This window comes from Paenibacillus tuaregi (assembly GCF_900086655.1).
GTDB lineage: Bacteria > Bacillota > Bacilli > Paenibacillales > Paenibacillaceae > Fontibacillus > Fontibacillus tuaregi.
In genome coordinates this window covers 2941352-2958354 of record NZ_LT575476.1, presented here as the reverse complement: position 1 = coordinate 2958354, position 17003 = coordinate 2941352, and the positions used below count along the sequence as shown (strand labels likewise).

Here is a 17003-nt window from a genome sequence, read left to right as displayed (position 1 = left end):
AGAAATTGAATGAGGAAGAACCACTGATGAGAAATAAGTCAGTGGTTCTTTTGGCTGGAGTGGCATCACACGATGTTAAGAAGCTTAAGCTTTCTGGGATGTTCAAATCCCTAGTCGACTCAAAGGGCGCGATACGAAATTTCATCAACACAGATTTGATTTTATAGTAAAATGAAATTTGTGGAATTTATATTATAGAATAGAGTCGGGTGACTCTAGAGGATGGGGAGTTAATGAGCAAGTGAAAAAGTTATATGCAGCATGGTTTGGCAGCTATTGGAGTCCTTATCTGGTCATGGCCCTGGCGGGTATTCTCAGCGCAGTCTATTTCGGAATCACCAATACGGTATGGGCCGTAACCGGTGAATTTACCCGTCTGGGAGGCCATATCCTGGAGTTCTTCGGAGTGGATATATCGGACTGGGCATATTTCGGCCTTGTCCATATGAACGGAACGACCTGGACGCGGACCGACGGCTGGATCGTGTGGGGCATGTTCATCGGTGCTCTTGTTACGATTCTGCTTAGCAGCAATTTCAAGATCCGGATGCCGAGACAGAAGCGGCGGTATATCCAGGGATTTGCCGGCGGAATCATCGCTGGCTTCGGAGCTCGTCTGGCTCTTGGTTGTAATCTGGCCGCTTTCTTTACTGGCGTGCCGCAGTTCTCGCTTCATTCCTGGATCTTTATCGTGGCTACCGCTGCAGGTACTTTCCTGGGTGCGAAGCTGGTCAATGCAAGATGGTGGAAGGGGAAGCCTGTCTTGACCAAAGGGGGCACCGTGCCGCAGGTAAAATCGGGTAAAAGCCGCCAGCCAATCATCGGGGCTGTTCTGGGGCTTGCCTACATCGGACTCATCGTATACTTCTATGCGAATGGCCGCACCATGCTCGGGACAGCGGCCCTGTTCGGAGCGGCGTTCGGCATCCTGATCGAGCGGGGGCAGATCTGCTTCACGTCCGCTTTCCGCGATCTATGGATCAGCGGCCGGGCCACGATGACCAAAGCGATTGCGGTCGGGATGGCGGTCAGTTCAGCTGCTACACTGGTCATTATACTTGTATATGGCCTCGATCCGATTACCAAAATTGCCGCCCCAAGCACCCTTGTCGGTGGAATCCTGTTCGGGCTTGGTATCGTTATGGCTGGCGGTTGTGAGACCGGCATGATGTACCGGCTGATGGAAGGGCAGGTGGCTTTCCTGCCTGTGTTTATCGGTAACATCATTGGAGCTACTGCTTTGGCTTACGCTTGGGATCATCTGGGTGTATTTAACCTGCTGGTGAAGAGTGGCTCACCTATCAACCTGATTAAGGTTATGGGCCCGGCGGCCGCGCTAATTGTTACGCTTCTTGTACTCGGAGCCGGATTCGCTATCGCTGCATACTGGCAGAAGAACTACCGCTTCGGCGTTGGATTCAAGAAAGGAGGTACAACCCATGTCCGTTGATTTAACATTGGATATCCGGGGTGAGTCTTGTCCTTATCCTGTTATCTATACACTTGAAACACTGCGTGATATGAAGAAAGGGCAGACCCTTCAAGTCATCTCGGATTGTCCGTCCGCTTTCCGGAATGTGCCAGAGGAAGTCGTGAAGCATGGCTACACAATGGCACAGGAGCCTGTCAAAAACGGCCAGGAGTTCAGCTTGTTTATCCAGGTGTAATTTTTGAGAATCCTGCCGGTAATCAATCTAGAGAACAGCAGCATCGTCATCTAAAGAAGCCGCCAAACTGGCGGCCTTTTTTTGTTTACGTGCATTAATGGCCATTTTACACAATTCAGGAAAAGTGAAAATGGCTCTTGCTTATAACTTCCGGCTCAAATGTGGCTAAGGTATAATAAGTTATATATAGCCGCTTAAGGAAATTTGTTACAAAACAAATTACAACTAATGGGAACTTTGAAGAAGCGGAGGCGTATTAATCAGAGAAGGAAAAAACTATTTATCCCGATAATACGTTACAAGTATAAGGAAATTATTTAACGGGTTAGTCTACATCGTTAACATATAAGGAGCAGTTTGCAGCCGCAACTGCTCCTTATTTCTAAAAGAGACGAACATCGTTATCCATCAAGTCACTCTTTGAAGGAGGTGAATTTATTGGAAACTTTATTCCTGGTCTTGTTTCTAATAGGACTTGTGTTCGCTGTGTTATCTATATTTGTAGGTGACATCTTCCATCTTCATGTTGACGTTAGTGGCGGGCATTTCCCTTATTTATCACCAACTACGATTGCTGCATTTATTACTGTATTTGGCGGGTTAGGTTATTTTCTTATTATAAATACGTCCTTATCACAAGTCCTCATATCGGCAATATCTGTTTTTGCCGCAATCGTGGTTTCGGCCTGTATGTTCTTCTTTATTGTAGTTCCTCTTCAAGCTGCTCACAAATCGACCGCTAGGTCTGCTAAAGACTTAATTGGTAAAAGCGCTGTAGTCGTTTCGCCAATCACTGGGGATTCCAGGGGTGAAATTGTATATGAACAAGGTGGAACAAGGCTTAGCGCACCAGCAAGATCAAATAGTGGCGAAATGATCTACAAGGGAGAAACGGTGATTGTTTTGGATGAAGCAGCAGGCACGTTTCTCGTAGCAAAATTATAATCAATAATAGGGGGTAAAGCATGAATTTGGATTGGACAATTCTTGTTCCTGTTGGTGTTGTGGTTGTATTAATTTTGTTGGGGATTGTGTTTGCTACAAGATATCGGACTGTTAAAGCGGATGAAGCTATGATTATTACGGGGGCAATGACGGGAGAAGGGCCAAAAATAGTCAAGGCAGGGGGCTCTTTTGTATGGCCAGTCATTCAAAATGCGGATTTCTTATCTTTGCAGGTGCAAACACTTGATATTAAAACACCTGAGGTGTACACCGTAAAAGGTGTGCCAGTAATCGTGGACGGCGTAGCACAAGTCAAGATCAAGGGCGATATTGAATCGATTTCAACGGCGGCTGAACAGTTTCTTGGCAAACCGGCTACCGAACTTCAGAACATTTGCACACAAACCTTGGAAGGGCATCTAAGAGCCATACTGGGTACGATGTCTGTTGAAGACGTTTACAAAAATAGGGATGAATTTGCGAGACAAGTCCAGGAGATCGCAGCCGATGACCTTAATAAAATGGGTTTCCAAATCGTATCCTTCACGATTCGGGATGTGCGGGATCGTCAAGGTTATTTGGATGCTCTGGGTCAAGCAGAAATTGCAAGAGTCAAGAAAGACGCTGAAGTTGCCAAAGCGGAAAACCAGCGTGAAGAGTTAATCAAAAAGTCCCAAGCGATTCAAGAAGGGAAAATTGCCGAGTTCGAGGCGGCAACTAAAATTGCCGAAGCTGAGAAGGAAATGGAGATTAGAAGGGCTGACTTCAAAATAGAATCCGACCTGAAAAAGGCCGAGGCTGACATAGCTTATAAGCTGCAAGAGGCAAAGTCCTTACAAGCTGTGACAGAAGAACAAATGAATATCAAGCTTATCGAGAAGGGTAAACAAATTGAACTGGATACCCGGGAGATTGACCGGAGAAAGAAAGAGCTTGAAGCAACGGTAATGAACCAAGCCGATGCTGACCGTTATGCAGTGGAACAAGGGGCCAAAGCCGAACGGTTTAAGACTGAACAAAAAGCTGCAGCCGAAGCAGAAGCTATTAAAATTGAAGGTTTAGCCGAGGCTGAGGTCGCTAAAGCCAAAGGCCTTGCTGAAGCCGAGGCCAAGGAAGCACTGGCTGAGGCAATGAAGAAATATGGCGAAGCTGCTATGCTTGAAATGTTATATGCTGTATTACCGGACGTTGCCCGTGCTGTTGCAGAACCACTCGGTAAGACAGAGAAAATTGTTATTGTTGATTCCGGCACTGGTGAAGGTGGAGGGGCAAGTAAGGTCACTGGTTACGTAACTGACATCATGGCTAAACTTCCGGAGACCATGCAGGCGTTAGCGGGAGCGGATATTACCCAGATCCTCCGCAATATCTCTTCACCTAAAGAACCTTCTCCCATTGAAAAGGAACCCGTAGTAGCTCAAGGCGTTGAATCCAGCACTTATTAACGGGGCATTATAATTAAATTCTTAGGAGCAGTTTGCAGCCGCAACTGCTTCTTTTTTTGTAAGGGACTTGTATAGTCCGTGTCAAAAAAGACCCAGCTATTGCGAGATAAGCTTTGGCTGGGTCAGACCTGTACAAATTCCAAGCGCACAATCACATCAGAGATTCATGAGAAGATTCGAAAGGCCCGGCAGGTCAGTGGCTGCTAGAATCAGCGTTTGACCCATGCCTGCTTAAGATCCATTTCTTCAATGCATTCTGAGGTGTCGTGTCTGCTGTTGTCAATCAGCGGTGTTACCGCATAAGCATCCATTTCTTCCGCGGAGTGGGGCCGCAGGATCGGATTTAGCAATTCCAGATCGTTTGTCCTCTCATCGAGCCAGAGGGCCATGTCTTCCTGGGATAGAATCGCCGGCATCCTGCTCTCAAATTCGTCGATCAGCGGATTCGCTTCTGTCATAACCAAGGTGCAGGTACGAAGCGGTTCCCCGCGGGTATCCTGCCATATTTCGAATAAGCCGGCCACACCGAACATGCTGCGGTCTTTCATAACTACCCGCACGGGATAGGTCTTCTTGCCGTCTTGCTTCCAATAGTACAACCCATTGCACGGGATTACACACCGCTGCTTCTCTACCATTCGCCGATAGGTCTTATTCTGATGCACATTCCTTAGATCCGCATTGACCGCATCTTTACCCCAATAAGGAATGAATCCCCAGCGGAACTCATCCAGAATTCGTTCCCCGTTCTGCTGCAGCACCACAGGGATATGCTGGGTAGGGCTAATGTTGTAGCGGTTTTTGTAATAGTACATCACCCGTTCGATTTGAAAATGCTCCTGTACCTCCGGCAGCTCGGCTGCCATAGAAAAGCGTCTGCACATAAAATTCTCAGCCTCCCTTTATTCCATATTGTTTGCCAGTGTAGGAAAGTTATTCATAAACGGATTTAGACATTTGTTTGAGAAAGTCATTGCAATTTGCATTCGGATTGTATATCATGGATACTACAAGTCCATAATAAACATAACATATTGAAGGGGGAGTAGAATGCAGTTCTCCAAAAGCACAGATTACGCCCTTCACGCATTAATTCACTTAGGCCTCTCGGAGAGCCGCAACAATGTCGGGATTAAGGAATTAGCAGGAACACTTGGCGTTTCGGAGAGCTATTTATCCAAAATCATGTCCAAGCTGAGACAGGATGGTATCGTCCGTGCTGTTCCGGGGGTCAACGGGGGTTACGAGCTGGCACGGCCAGCCGAACAGATTACTTTTCTTGATGTTATTCAAGTGATTGAAGGAAGACAGCAGCTGTTCGAATGCTCGAATTTGGGCTCGAAGCAGCATCAGTTGTTAGCTGAGGAAGGAGCTTTACAGCCGGGACAGGATCGTCCAAGCGAATGTCTGGTAGAGAGGGTAATGCTCGGTGCGGAGCAGCATCTGCACCAATACTTGCGGGAACATACGATCCAGACGGTATTGAATGAGGCGGCTAACAAAAAACAATGCAGCCATCATGAACACAAGAAGTGATACACTTCTTGCAGTTCAATTATGGATATCTTAGATCTATGGAGGAAGCTAAAATGTTGAAAAACCAGCTTTTAGATGTGCTGATTATTGGTGGAGGACCGGCTGGGCTAAATGCGGCTCTAATGCTGGGACGGGCCAGGAAACATGTAGTAGTGATTGATGATAGCCGTGCCAGGAACGCTGTGACTCGCGAGACTCACGGGTTTCTGACCCGTGATGGCGTAAGTCCAAGTGAATTTCGGCGAATTGCGAAGGAAGAGATTAGTGCCTATCCTTCGGTTTCTTTTGCCGCCGATACAGCCATTTCGATTACGGGCACGGACGGTGATTTTCAAGTTATGACCGCTGGTGATAACACCTTTGCCAGCAAGAAGGTGTTGTTTGCCATTGGAATGAAGGATCAACCGCTGGGTATCCCTGGCCTGGCTGAGGTATATGGAAAAAGCGCCTATGTATGCCCCTATTGCGATGGCTGGGAATTAAGAGATCAGCCGCTTGTTATCCTTCACAAGGGAGCCGATCTCATGCATTTTGCTCCATTGATCTCCGGATGGACGAGTCAATTAACGGTTTGCACGAATGGCCCTGATGAGCTGACGGACGCTCAGCGTGAGGAAATCAAGGGGCATCAGATACCTATCTTCGAATTGCCGATAAGGTCCATTGACTCTGTAGACGGAATTGTACAGCAGGTCGTTCTTGAAGACGGGACAGCTATTTCATGCCGAGGGATCTTTTTTAAACCGGAGCTGGTTACAGGTTCGGACTTGCCGCGGGAAATTGGCTGCGATATTACGGACGCAGGAACCATTGTGGTAGATGAGTTCGGGAAAACAAGCGTGCCAGGTGTCTATAGCGCAGGAGATGCGGCATCACGAATGCAGCAGGCCAGTGCTGCAGCCGCGATGGGGGCGTTTACCGCTGCGGCTATGAACAATGAATTGAATTTGGAAGCCTGGAAGAGAAACGGGTGAAGCCTTCTTAGCGAAGGCTGCCCATGAACTTCGGTCACAATAAATTAGAACGGGAAGAGAGGGATAGTTATCAACGACTTTTTTAATGAGGCCATGTGGGAGAAAGCGTGGAAAGACCATGGCGACACCCTTGTGAACAATATGAGAAAGGCCGGGATCGAACCGGCTAGAGCTTTTGATCAGAAGGCAAAATCTTTTAATGAGCAATCATTTAATGAGGAGGGGAGAAAACGGTCAACACGGATCGTGAACTGGATAGAAGGACAAGGAGTCCAATTCGAGAGCGCCTCTGTGTTGGACATTGGCGCCGCCTCGGGAGTATTCACGGTACCCTTTGCGGAACGGGGGGCCAGTGTTACTGCCGTGGAGTCATCTCCCCTGTTGGTCGAATTACTGAAGGATAACATCGCAACATTTGCCGAAGATAAGGTGAAGATTGTACACGAACCCTTCGAGAATATTGATGTTAATGCCAGAGGCTGGAGCCAGGCCTTTGATCTTGTTTTTGTCTCGATGTGCCCGGTCATTTATGATTGGGAGAGCGTAGAAAAAATACTTTCATGTGCGAGGAAGTATTGTTACATCAGCATGCCGGCAGGTTCTACAGAGATCAGTCTATTGACTGAAATCTGGCCGCTTGTTACCGGAAAGCCCTTTAGCGTAAAACATACGGAAATGGGATATTTGCTTCATCTCCTGTATCTCAAAGGTTATTCCTATGAGTCGCTTGTAACTAGGGAGACGAAAACGACGGAGTTGTCAAGAGAAGCGGCTTTAGAGGAGGTAATGACCTGGCTTCGTATTCACAGACAGGCTCCGGATGAGCGGATGCGGAAATTGGTTGCAGACTATCTGGATCAAACCTATCCTTCAGGCAAAATAGTCGTTCACCAGAGTGGCCGTTATGGCAAGGTGCTGGTTCGATTGCAGGATCAACAAATGTACACGAGAGAACGTTGAGTATTGATTTTACGACAAGCCTCATCTTACCTATAAAAGATGAGGCTTTTGCATATTCAATATTTTGCATATAAGCATGGTTTGCCTAAATCAGCGGAATGGCCGCCTTAGTCAGAATGCAATTGTAATTTTCTTCTAGTTACAGCGCATATCGAGGGAAGGTACTATAATAGTTGTCCTATACTAAAGACTTAGCAAGATAAGAATCGAATCCTTTTATAAGTTGAACTATTGATCTAAAAGTAATGCAGTCATGTGAAATGTTCTTTATGGTCGTTGTTGTCGTTGTTGCTCCCAGATTTCTTGAATAAAAAAGATTGTTACATAAATACACAGCTTAAGGAGGCTCCTACTCATGAAGTCTCATGACTCCGACCGTATTAAAATCCCGCCAGGATTTTGGGCAGGATTACATCAATTAGGATTAACAGCCCACGAGGTAGCTCGCAAAGCAGGCCTCTCGTTCACCGTGATAAATGAACCCGTTGTTACCTCAGCCGAATATATCGCGATCTGGCAGGCTTTTAACGATCTCATGGGTGACACGGCCAAGGGAATTATCGGGCTTGTACAAGCTTTTGAATCAGCACAATACCCCCCGGCGATCTTAGCGACTTACCACGCCCGGGACTACCGAGATGCCTTAAACCGGATGGCCCGGTACAAGCAAATGTGTCCCCCCGAGAGCTTACGAATTACAGAGAGAGGCGAGGACTGTGTAATCGAACTTGCATGGGTGCAGTCCGAGCAGGCCGGTCCCCAGATACTGGTTGGCATTACGCTGGCGTGTCTATTAGAGCTGGGGCGACGGGGCACAGGCCAACCTTTGAAGGCACGGTCAGTCGAGTTTTCAAGTTCCATGGGTGATGTGCAGGCCCTTGAAGCTTACTTTGGCTGCAGTGTCCAGACGGGTACCCAATGTAACTGTCTGACGCTGAATCGAAGTGATCTTGACCTCCCCTTTGTCTCGTACAATGAAGAGTTGCTGAAGATTCTGACTCCTGCTCTGGACGATTCACTTGATGAGCAGCAGCGCAGCCGCTCAACTGCCGATATGGTTAAGTGGATTATGAAACGCAGCCTTACAGGCGGCCGGCCCGACATTCAAGCTATCGCCAAGGAGCTCGGGATGAGCGGCCGAACTTTGCAGCGTCGGCTTACTGACGAGCACACGAGCTTCAAGCATCTGTTAACCCAAGTTAGACATGAGCAGGCACTGGAGTACTTGGCAGACCCTGAGCTTGATATTAAAGAGGTGGCTTTCCTGGTAGGCTATGAAGACCAGAACTCTTTCTACCGTGCTTTCCGTCTCTGGGAAGGGGAGACTCCTTCAAATTGGCGTACTGAACATTTAGACGCAAACTCGAGGCCAGAAGCACGGATGGGATGAAGGATATTCACGAAATCTCAACCTTACCCTCTGCAGATCCTTATACTTAGCAAGTTGTACCCCATATCGATTGGCGTGTTTCACAAGAACTTTGACGTCGTAGGCTAGTTACTGAATCATCCTGACAAGTTACGATAATCTCTATCCGGAGAACAAGGATCATACTTAGCTTTGAAGAGGAGACATGCAGGATGGATATGGGATTAAACAATAAAACAGCCTTAGTTACAGGATCGACGAAAGGTATAGGCAAGGCCATTGCCATTGAACTCGCCAAAGAAGGCGTGAATGTACTCATTAATGGACGGAATTATGATGACGTAGAGCGAACGGTAAATGAAATCAAATCAGACTTCCCAGATACCTTTCCACAAAACGCCGCAGCCGATCTGGTGAATATCGAGCAAAGAGAAGCTTTATTTGAGAAATTCCCTCATGTTGATATTCTAGTGAACAATATGGGGATCTATGAAATCATGCACTATGAGCACGTTAACGATGAAGTATGGGAGACCTACTTCCGTACGAATGTTCTTGCTGCGAACGGGTTATGTAAATTTTATTTGCCCAAAATGTTGAACTCGGATTATGGGCGGATTATCTTTATTGCGAGTGAAGAAGCAATTATGCCTTCAGGTCAAATGCCTCAGTATTGCATGACAAAATCAGCGTTATTATCCTTATCAAAGAGCTTATCTAAATTAACAAAGGGAACCGAGGTCACTGTAAATACGATCATGCCGGGACCAACTCTTTCTGAAAATGTACAGCAAATTATTGAGAGTGTATATCCCGATGAGAATATGACTTTTTTGCAAAAAGAGAAGGACTTTATGGCTGCGAACCTGCCTCAATCCGAGATCCAGCGATTTATCAAGCCTATTGAAATAGGCAGGCTTGCTGCGTTTGTATGCAGCCCTTATGCATCCGCATTTAAAGGTTCACCAATCCGCATGGATGGGGGAATGGTTCCGACTATTTTTTAACATGCCTTTGCGAAAGGAATTAAGCACTTCAAACCTGAAAAGTACAGGGACACCTTAGTGATAAGGTGTCCCTGTACTATGAGCGGTACTTAGATGGCTTACAAGCCGGATTTACTTTTGGCTAATTTGGGTTTGGGCTGCCGTGGAAGAACTTGAGTTCTTACCAATTCCCATTTGATTCAGGTATTTGCCTAGGCCGCCGGAGCCCGATTTGGTAAAGTTCTGTACCTGATTCATAAGCTTCTGCCTGGATTCCGGGTTTCTCATCAAATAGGCGGCGCCAGCTGCTGCTGCAGCAAACATCAGTTTCTTGTTCATGGTTGGACACTCCTTTATGTTAAGACTAATGACCTGTGTATGTAATGAACTTTACCCGCTCCTATCGGATTTAAACATGGCAGCACTCAAATTAAGATGAACCCTATGATAAGCCCTATTGTGTATGAAAGCGGAAGAAGAAGGGTATATAACAGAAGAGATATTATAATCCAGAGGGGAGCCATGCGAAATGAGAGACACGGTTCAAGAGGGCAATGCCTTTGTAATTAAAGAGAACGGCAGCGTGATCGCCGAGGTTACCTTTCAGGCTGCGGGTGACCATACGATTGTTATTGATCATACTTATGTTGCAGAAGAAATGCGGGGGCAGAAGCTCGCTGAAGATTTAATCCGAAGAGTTGTGGAGTATGCCCGGGAGAGTAATCAGAAAATTATTCCTGCTTGTTCCTATGCCGATGCTCAATTCCGGCGGCACAAGGAATATCAGGACGTCTGGCAGAAAACGTAGAAGATTTCAAATCATAAACCGAAGTGGTATAATTTAGATTCTGGACTTGATACAAAGCCCTTTTGAGGAAGGGCTTTTTTTACATTTTGAACAATGGAAGCGGGGGAAGATTCGATATGATTACTTTAGGTGTGCTTGACCAGGTCTATATTTCCGAAGGTCACGGGGCGACAGAGGGATTACAGCAGTCCACCCGTCTCGCACAGGCAACAGAGGAGCTGGGCTATTCGCGGTTCTGGGTATCCGAGCATCATTCCATGCCAGCGCTGGCTTTCTCAAGCCCGGAGGTTCTGATTGCTCATCTGGCAGCAGCGACATCCCGAATTCGTGTAGGTTCCGGTGGAATTATGCTTCCCCACTACAGTGCATATAAAGTTGCCGAGAATTTCCGGCTGCTGGAGGCTCTTCACCCTGGCCGGATCGATCTCGGCCTAGGCCGTGCACCCGGCGGGATGCCGCTCGCAACAAGAGCGCTCCAGCAGGATAAATACGTGGATGTAAACAAATACCCACAGCAGGTACTGGATATCATCGGGTATTTGCACGGTTCACTGCCGAGCGGGCACCAATTTGAGAAGCTGGTGACCTCTCCGGTGATCCCGACCGCTCCCGAGATTTGGCTGCTTGGGTCAAGCGGGGAGAGCGCCAGACTTGCTGCCATGCTCGGAACGTCCTATGCGTTCGCAGAGTTCTTCGGCACGCCGGGTGGAGAAGCGGCAACGCGGTATTATAACGATCACTTCGAGCCAAATGAAGTGCTGCCAGACCATCCGCGATCGATGATTGCCACCTTGGCTATCTGTGCGGAGACCGAAGAGGAGGCGAACCGGCTGGCATTCAGCAGTGATTTGTTATTCTTAGGAATCCGAACAGGCCGGGAGGTTCCTTATCTGCCTTCCGTGAAGACCGCAGAGAATTACCCGTACACGGAAGCGGATCTGATGCATATCCAGGAGATTCGCAAACGGCGGATTATCGGAACGCCGGACCAGGTCAAGGACAAGCTGATTCAAATGAGCCAGGATTTCAGTGCCGGAGAGATTCTGATCACGAGTCCGATTTATGATGAAGAAGCCAGAATACGTTCCTACCGGTTAATTGCGGAAGCATTCGGGATGAAATAAAAGTGGAAAGAGCCGCTCAAATCATTGAGCGGCTTTGTTTTATATAGGTTAATAAAATCTGACCTGAAGCAATTGAACCTCTTACCGGAAGGTCAGCTCTGGTACTGAGGCAATCATACGTTTTTTGATTTTCTCCCAAGGTTGAAGCGCCTTCTTGAATCTGTCTCTGGATTTCGATGAGCTCAAGGGAATGATCTTGAAATTACGGTGATTGCTATAGTAATTATATGTCGGTATGAATGAGGGATTCTTAAGCGTGATCGCTACCTTGCTGCCTATTACGGTCTTTACCACCTCGATTGCTCCTATTCCGCCGATTAAGCGGTCAATCTTCTCCTGCGCGGACAAAAAGTTTCCGAGGGAATACATGACATAGGTCTTGGTCCCATTCTTCCCTTGCACCCAGGCGGGCGGCTGAAGCACATGCGGGTGACTGCCGATGATGATCCGGACACCCATATCAGATAATTGCTCAGCCAGCTTTCGTTGAGCGGAATTAGGCACAGGCTCATACTCGGTACCCCAGTGCATCGAGACTACAATGATGTCCGACAGCTTTTTTGCTTTTTCCACGTCGCTCTTAATCTTCCCCAAATCGATCAAGTTGACCAGGTATGGCTTCCCCTTAGGGACAGGAATGCCGTTGGTGCCGTAAGTGTACGCCAGGAAAGAAAATGTAATTTTGTTTCTCGTTAAGGTGCGAACGGTGCTTGCATCATCCTCAGACCGGAATGCGCCGGTATAAGGCATCTGCAATTTATCCCAATAGTTCAAAGCGCTGCGAACCGCTTTCTCTCCCCGGTCGAGCGTATGATTATTTGCAAGCGTAACAAGGTCCACACCAGCTGCCTTCAGGGCATCACCCACCTCATGAGGACTGTTAAAGGAAGGATAACTCGAAAGCCCGATTGCCGTTCCGCCAATCATGGATTCCTGGTTCGCTACGAGAATATCCGGCTCCTGTGTCATCTCTGCTACTTCATCGAAGATAGGGTTGAAATTATACTTCCCTTTTGAGGTAACAGCATCTTTGTAGACAGGACTATGAATTAATACATCTCCCACCGCAGCGAGGGTGACCCGGCTAATTACAGGTTGGCTGTTTAGGGGAAGTGGGCTGATTAATGAAGCCGGAAGGAATGGAGGCGGTACTCCGCTTTTTGAAGGATATCGACTTATGGGCTCCTTCTGGCGCTGGTTTGAATCCAAACCGGATGATGTCCCTCCAATAAAGCAGCATAGCAGTAGGAGCAGTCCGGCTGTATAGAAGGAGGATCTAATTTTCAGACAGGCACCCCCTTGCTTAAAGTAATTTCGAGGCAATACCAAAGATTATGATGGAAGCAGGGAAAAGAGACATTCCGCCCGGAAATATAAAGGTTTTTTATTTGCGTATTGATAATATGTGGAAGGCATGATATAAATGAGATATAAAAGTGATATCACATTGATATGAAATTGAGCGTTGAATTTAAGGGGGAAATGGGAATGCAAGAGAAACAAGCGTTTCGTATTGGGGGTCTGCTCTCTGCAGTTATTCTGTTGGTGGTGGCTGCCGCAGGGGTACTGTTAGTGATGAATGGACAGAAGGTGGGGGCCGTAGCCTTTGTCATCTCCGGTTTATTGGCATCCAGCTTTGTTATCGTAGGACCCAATGAATCTAAAGTCATCACCTTTTTGGGTAAATACGTAGGATCAATTAATGAAGCGGGGTTTTACTTCACGGTTCCTTTCTCGGCCCGCAAGACAGTTTCACTCAAAGTCATTAACTTTAATTCGGAGAAATTGAAGGTTAACGATGTTTCGGGCAATCCGATTGAAATTGCCGCTGTCATCGTGTACAAGGTTACGGATTCAGCGAAGGCGGCATTCGGCGTGGATTCCTATGACCGTTTTGTTCAGATTCAGAGCGAGACCGGACTTCGTCATATTGCCAGCAAATATCCTTATGATAATCATGATGTGGAGGGAGTACAGTCTCTCCGTGCCAATGCGGACGAGGTTGCGAATGAGCTTCGTATCGATCTGCAAGACCGTCTAAGTATCGCCGGGGTTGAGGTAATTGAAGCCAGATTGATGCATCTGGCCTATGCTCCGGAAATTGCTCAGGCCATGCTTCAGAGACAGCAGGCTTCAGCCATTCTCGCAGCGCGTAAAATTATCGTTGAAGGTGCTGTTGAGATGGTGAGATCAACGATGGCCTCGATTGAACAAAGTGGTGTGGCAGAACTTGATGATGAGAAAAAAGCGCAGATGATTAACAATTTGATGGTAGCAATGGTTTCCGAACGGTCTGCCCAACCTATCATTAACACCGGAACTATTTATTAATGGCAAGAAAGAACTTCCCGCTTCGTCTCGATCCGAAGGTGTATGAAGCTCTGGAGAAATGGGCACAAGATGAGCTTCGTAGTGTTAATGCACAGATTGAAATCATTTTGCGCGAAGCACTCAAGCAAAAGGGACGAGATAAATAACTCTTGCGGCTGGTCATATCCGGTACCGCAAGGAGCACAGTTGAACCTTGGAGGTATAACCTTCAAGGTTTTTCTGATGTTCTGCGAAATTAACTATTGACAACTTTAGCTAAAATAAATAAACTAAAAACATCAAATATCTTTAATTAAAGATTATTAAATTAAAAATTTATTTCTTACAAGTTTAAAAACTGTTTTTAATGAAAAATTATCCGTAAACTCATTTTAAAATCAAAAAAGAACGGAGCGGTTCAAATGATGAAGAATACAGCTGGGATTCACCATATTACGGCGATTGTAGGCGACCCTCAGGAAAACGTTGATTTCTATGCAGGCATACTGGGATTACGAATGGTCAAACAAACCGTTAACTTTGATGATCCGGGAACCTATCACTTTTACTTTGGCAATGAGGGAGGTAAACCAGGAACCATTATTACCTTCTTCCCTTGGCCAGGTGCTTATCCAGGCAAAATTGGAGGAGGCCAAGTGGGTGTAACCTCTTATGCCATTCCTGTAGGCGCAATGGACTTTTGGAAAGATCGGCTTAACAAGTTTAAAGTGCCTTTTACCGAACTGGAGCGGTTCGGGGAGCATTACCTCGAATTTGATGATCCTCACGGACTTCATGTAGAGCTTGTTGAGAGAGAAGCCGGGGAAACAAACCATTGGTCATTTGGCGGGATCACTCCCGAAGTGGCGATTAAAGGCTTTGGCGGGGCAACGCTGTTGTCCACTCACCCTGCAGAAACCGCTAAATTGCTGGAGAAAGTAATGGGTCTTGAATTTGTTGCACAAGAAGGAGATATTGCGAGATATCGTTCTACCGCTGAAATCGGGAACATCATTGACTTGAAGCTGTCTGCTGTAGAGCGCGGAGAAATGGGAGTTGGGACCGTTCACCATATTGCCTGGAGAGCAGCGGATGATCAGGACCAGTTGGAATGGCAGGACCTCGTTCATAGCCGTGGATATGGAGTAACACCGGTTCAAGACCGAAACTACTTTAATGCCATCTATTTTAGAGAGCACGGTGAAATTCTGTTTGAGATTGCCACAGATCCACCAGGCTTTGCTCATGATGAATCGTTTGAAACGATGGGTAGTGATCTGAAGCTGCCTGCACAATATGAGCCGCATAGAGATAAAATTGAAAAGGTGCTGCTTCCTTTTAAAATAAGAGAGTTGGACTAATCCGGGTCCAGAAAGGGGATGGAGGGTTTGATATCAATAAATCCAACAGAGCAAACCGAGAGGGAGAACTATAAGCTGCTGATCGGAAGTATAATTCCAAGACCGATTGCTTTTGTGACTACACACTCTGAAGATGGCGTTTTAAACGGCGCGCCCTTTAGTTATTTCAATATTGTATCATCCAATCCTCCGATGGTCTCCTTATCCATCCAACATGCGGGAGACAAGCGCAAGGATACGGCAAGAAATATATTAGACAACAAAGAATTTGTTGTTCATATTGTTGACCGCGAAAATGTGGAGCAGGTGAATCAAGCAGCAGCTAACCTGCCTCCCGAACAAAGTGAAATTTCTATGGCTGGATTTACTCCGGTCGATAGTTTAAACGTTGCGGTGCAAGGCGTTAAGGAAGCAAAGGTTCGGATGGAATGCATATTGGAACATCATGCCGAATTCCCAGGTTGTGACATGTTCATAGGAAAAGTGGTACAATTCCACTTGGATGATAGAATCTATGATCAGGGAAGAATTGACCCTGGTAAACTAGATGCAGTAAGCCGGTTAGCTGGAAGCAGCTATGCAACAATCGGGGAGCTATTTTCTATCGAAAGACCCCGCTAAAGGGGCATCGTAGTTAATTTATAGCCGTTTAGGAGAGGATTTATCCATGGAATTTAATCAAGTTGTTAATGAAAGACGCTCAGCGGTTAAGTTTATACCGGACACGATCATACCCCGGGATGAGCTTGAAGAAATGTTCAAATCGGTCAAATTGGCTCCGTCCGCATTTAATCTTCAACACGCCGCATATGTTGTAGTGGACGACCCCCATATGAAAGAGCAGCTGTATGAAGCTGCGAACAAGCAGTATAAGATCAAAACAGCATCGGCCGTGATTGTCGTGCTCGGTGATATGGATGCTTATAAGAACGTAGCGCAAATCAACGAAGGATTTCTAAATCTAGGATTTATGAATAAGCAAGAATATGATATGACCGTGGAATCGGTTACCCAATTCTATATTGAACGCGGGGAAACCTTTATGCGTGAAGAGGCCATACGGAATGCAAGTCTGTCGGCTATGCTCTTTATGCTGATTGCCAAAGACAGAGGCTGGGATACATGCCCTATGATTGGTTATGATCCAGCAAAGATCGGGGAGATTATTAACCTGCCGGACCGGATGGTTCCAGCAATGCTGATAGCCATTGGCAAAGAGGATACTTCGAAGATACGTCCGCGTGGATACCGTAAGCCAACCGGAGAGTTTGTCGTATATAACAGCTTTTAAGTAAACAGGAATAATTTGAAGAACATAACATTAGGGGAAACCGTGCGAGTGACCTCACCCATTTGGGGGAGGAGGTTACTTGCTCGGTTCTTTTTTTATTTCAAAAGGGCCCACTTATTGAAGCACAATTTGGATTTTTAATCTCGTTCCTTGAGAAAAGATCAACGTTGGAAAAAAATGTTGACATCCATATAGTTAGGTGCCATACTATATTCATGAACAACGAT

Annotated in this window: 19 protein-coding genes; 16 read left to right on the top strand and 3 right to left on the bottom strand. The window is 46.5% G+C overall.

The features are described 5' to 3' along the window. Window positions 1-295 precede the first annotated feature (295 nt). From yedE to BN6628_RS13440, 4 genes are all read left to right on the top strand, one after another. Entirely contained in the window at window positions 296-1450 is a 1155-nt protein-coding gene (gene yedE, locus BN6628_RS13455; protein WP_068622290.1) for a selenium metabolism membrane protein YedE/FdhT, read from the top strand. Beyond that, window positions 1440-1667, top strand: a complete 228-nt coding sequence (yedF, locus tag BN6628_RS13450; protein WP_068618206.1) for a sulfurtransferase-like selenium metabolism protein YedF — start codon at window positions 1440-1442, stop codon at window positions 1665-1667. The genes yedE and yedF overlap by 11 nt, the downstream gene beginning before the upstream one ends. 438 nt (window positions 1668-2105) lie before the next feature. Further along, on the top strand, window positions 2106-2612 hold the full coding sequence (locus tag BN6628_RS13445) for an NfeD family membrane protein (RefSeq protein WP_068618204.1): 507 nt from the start codon (window positions 2106-2108) through the stop codon (window positions 2610-2612). 20 nt (window positions 2613-2632) lie between these two features. Beyond that, window positions 2633-4057 (top strand): flotillin family protein, encoded by a 1425-nt coding sequence (locus BN6628_RS13440; RefSeq protein ID WP_068618202.1) that lies wholly within the window; start codon window positions 2633-2635, stop codon window positions 4055-4057. A 209-nt stretch (window positions 4058-4266) separates the two neighbouring features. Here the strand turns inward: BN6628_RS13440 and BN6628_RS13435 are convergent, their stop codons facing one another. Then, window positions 4267-4941, bottom strand: a complete 675-nt coding sequence (locus tag BN6628_RS13435; protein ID WP_068618200.1) for an SOS response-associated peptidase — start codon at window positions 4939-4941, stop codon at window positions 4267-4269. A 166-nt stretch (window positions 4942-5107) separates the two neighbouring features. On the opposite strand from BN6628_RS13435, the gene BN6628_RS13430 reads away from it, so the two are divergent. The 5 genes from BN6628_RS13430 (at window position 5108) to BN6628_RS13410 (ending at window position 9903) form a co-directional block, all read left to right on the top strand. After that, a complete protein-coding gene (locus BN6628_RS13430) occupies window positions 5108-5593 on the top strand; it encodes an RrF2 family transcriptional regulator (protein WP_068618199.1) in 486 nt (161 codons plus the stop codon). Between the two features lie 56 nt (window positions 5594-5649). Beyond that, window positions 5650-6567: an NAD(P)/FAD-dependent oxidoreductase gene (locus BN6628_RS13425; protein WP_068622288.1), complete on the top strand. Its 918-nt coding sequence runs from the start codon at window positions 5650-5652 to the stop codon at window positions 6565-6567. A 93-nt stretch (window positions 6568-6660) separates the two neighbouring features. Further along, window positions 6661-7527, top strand: coding sequence for a class I SAM-dependent methyltransferase (locus BN6628_RS13420; RefSeq protein ID WP_068618197.1), 867 nt, complete (start codon window positions 6661-6663; stop codon window positions 7525-7527). A 355-nt stretch (window positions 7528-7882) separates the two neighbouring features. Next, entirely contained in the window at window positions 7883-8917 is a 1035-nt protein-coding gene (locus BN6628_RS13415; protein ID WP_068618195.1) for an AraC family transcriptional regulator, read from the top strand. Window positions 8918-9108: 191 nt separating this feature from the next. Beyond that, window positions 9109-9903, top strand: coding sequence for an SDR family NAD(P)-dependent oxidoreductase (locus tag BN6628_RS13410; protein WP_068618193.1), 795 nt, complete (start codon window positions 9109-9111; stop codon window positions 9901-9903). 111 nt (window positions 9904-10014) lie between these two features. Here BN6628_RS13410 and BN6628_RS13405 read toward each other — a convergent pair whose 3' ends face one another. Continuing rightward, a complete protein-coding gene (locus tag BN6628_RS13405) occupies window positions 10015-10221 on the bottom strand; it encodes a hypothetical protein (RefSeq protein ID WP_068618190.1) in 207 nt (68 codons plus the stop codon). 190 nt (window positions 10222-10411) lie between these two features. Here BN6628_RS13405 and BN6628_RS13400 point away from each other — a divergent pair, with 190 nt between their 5' ends. Together BN6628_RS13400 and BN6628_RS13395 are read left to right on the top strand one after the other, a co-directional pair. Next, a complete protein-coding gene (locus tag BN6628_RS13400) occupies window positions 10412-10690 on the top strand; it encodes a GNAT family N-acetyltransferase (RefSeq protein ID WP_068618189.1) in 279 nt (92 codons plus the stop codon). A 116-nt stretch (window positions 10691-10806) separates the two neighbouring features. Continuing rightward, window positions 10807-11814 carry an LLM class flavin-dependent oxidoreductase gene (locus tag BN6628_RS13395; RefSeq protein ID WP_068618187.1) on the top strand — a complete coding sequence of 336 codons (1008 nt, stop codon included), beginning with the start codon at window positions 10807-10809 and terminating at the stop codon, window positions 11812-11814. A gap of 81 nt (window positions 11815-11895) precedes the next feature. Here BN6628_RS13395 and BN6628_RS13390 read toward each other — a convergent pair whose 3' ends face one another. After that, complete coding sequence (locus BN6628_RS13390; RefSeq protein ID WP_235847642.1) at window positions 11896-13023, bottom strand: CapA family protein; 1128 nt, start codon at window positions 13021-13023, stop codon at window positions 11896-11898. A 279-nt stretch (window positions 13024-13302) separates the two neighbouring features. Here BN6628_RS13390 and BN6628_RS13385 point away from each other — a divergent pair, with 279 nt between their 5' ends. The 5 genes from BN6628_RS13385 (at window position 13303) to BN6628_RS13370 (ending at window position 16776) form a co-directional block, all read left to right on the top strand. Next, window positions 13303-14145 carry an SPFH domain-containing protein gene (locus tag BN6628_RS13385; protein ID WP_068618186.1) on the top strand — a complete coding sequence of 281 codons (843 nt, stop codon included), beginning with the start codon at window positions 13303-13305 and terminating at the stop codon, window positions 14143-14145. After that, the gene (locus tag BN6628_RS25675; RefSeq protein WP_082926901.1) at window positions 14145-14291 is read left to right on the top strand and encodes a type II toxin-antitoxin system antitoxin; all 147 of its coding nucleotides are present in this window, start codon (window positions 14145-14147) and stop codon (window positions 14289-14291) included. The genes BN6628_RS13385 and BN6628_RS25675 overlap by 1 nt, the downstream gene beginning before the upstream one ends. 255 nt (window positions 14292-14546) lie before the next feature. Continuing rightward, window positions 14547-15485, top strand: a complete 939-nt coding sequence (locus tag BN6628_RS13380) for a ring-cleaving dioxygenase (protein ID WP_068618183.1) — start codon at window positions 14547-14549, stop codon at window positions 15483-15485. Window positions 15486-15512: 27 nt separating this feature from the next. After that, complete coding sequence (locus BN6628_RS13375) at window positions 15513-16106, top strand: flavin reductase family protein (protein ID WP_068618181.1); 594 nt, start codon at window positions 15513-15515, stop codon at window positions 16104-16106. 46 nt (window positions 16107-16152) lie between these two features. Further along, a complete protein-coding gene (locus BN6628_RS13370; RefSeq protein ID WP_068618179.1) occupies window positions 16153-16776 on the top strand; it encodes a nitroreductase family protein in 624 nt (207 codons plus the stop codon). Window positions 16777-17003 lie beyond the last annotated feature (227 nt).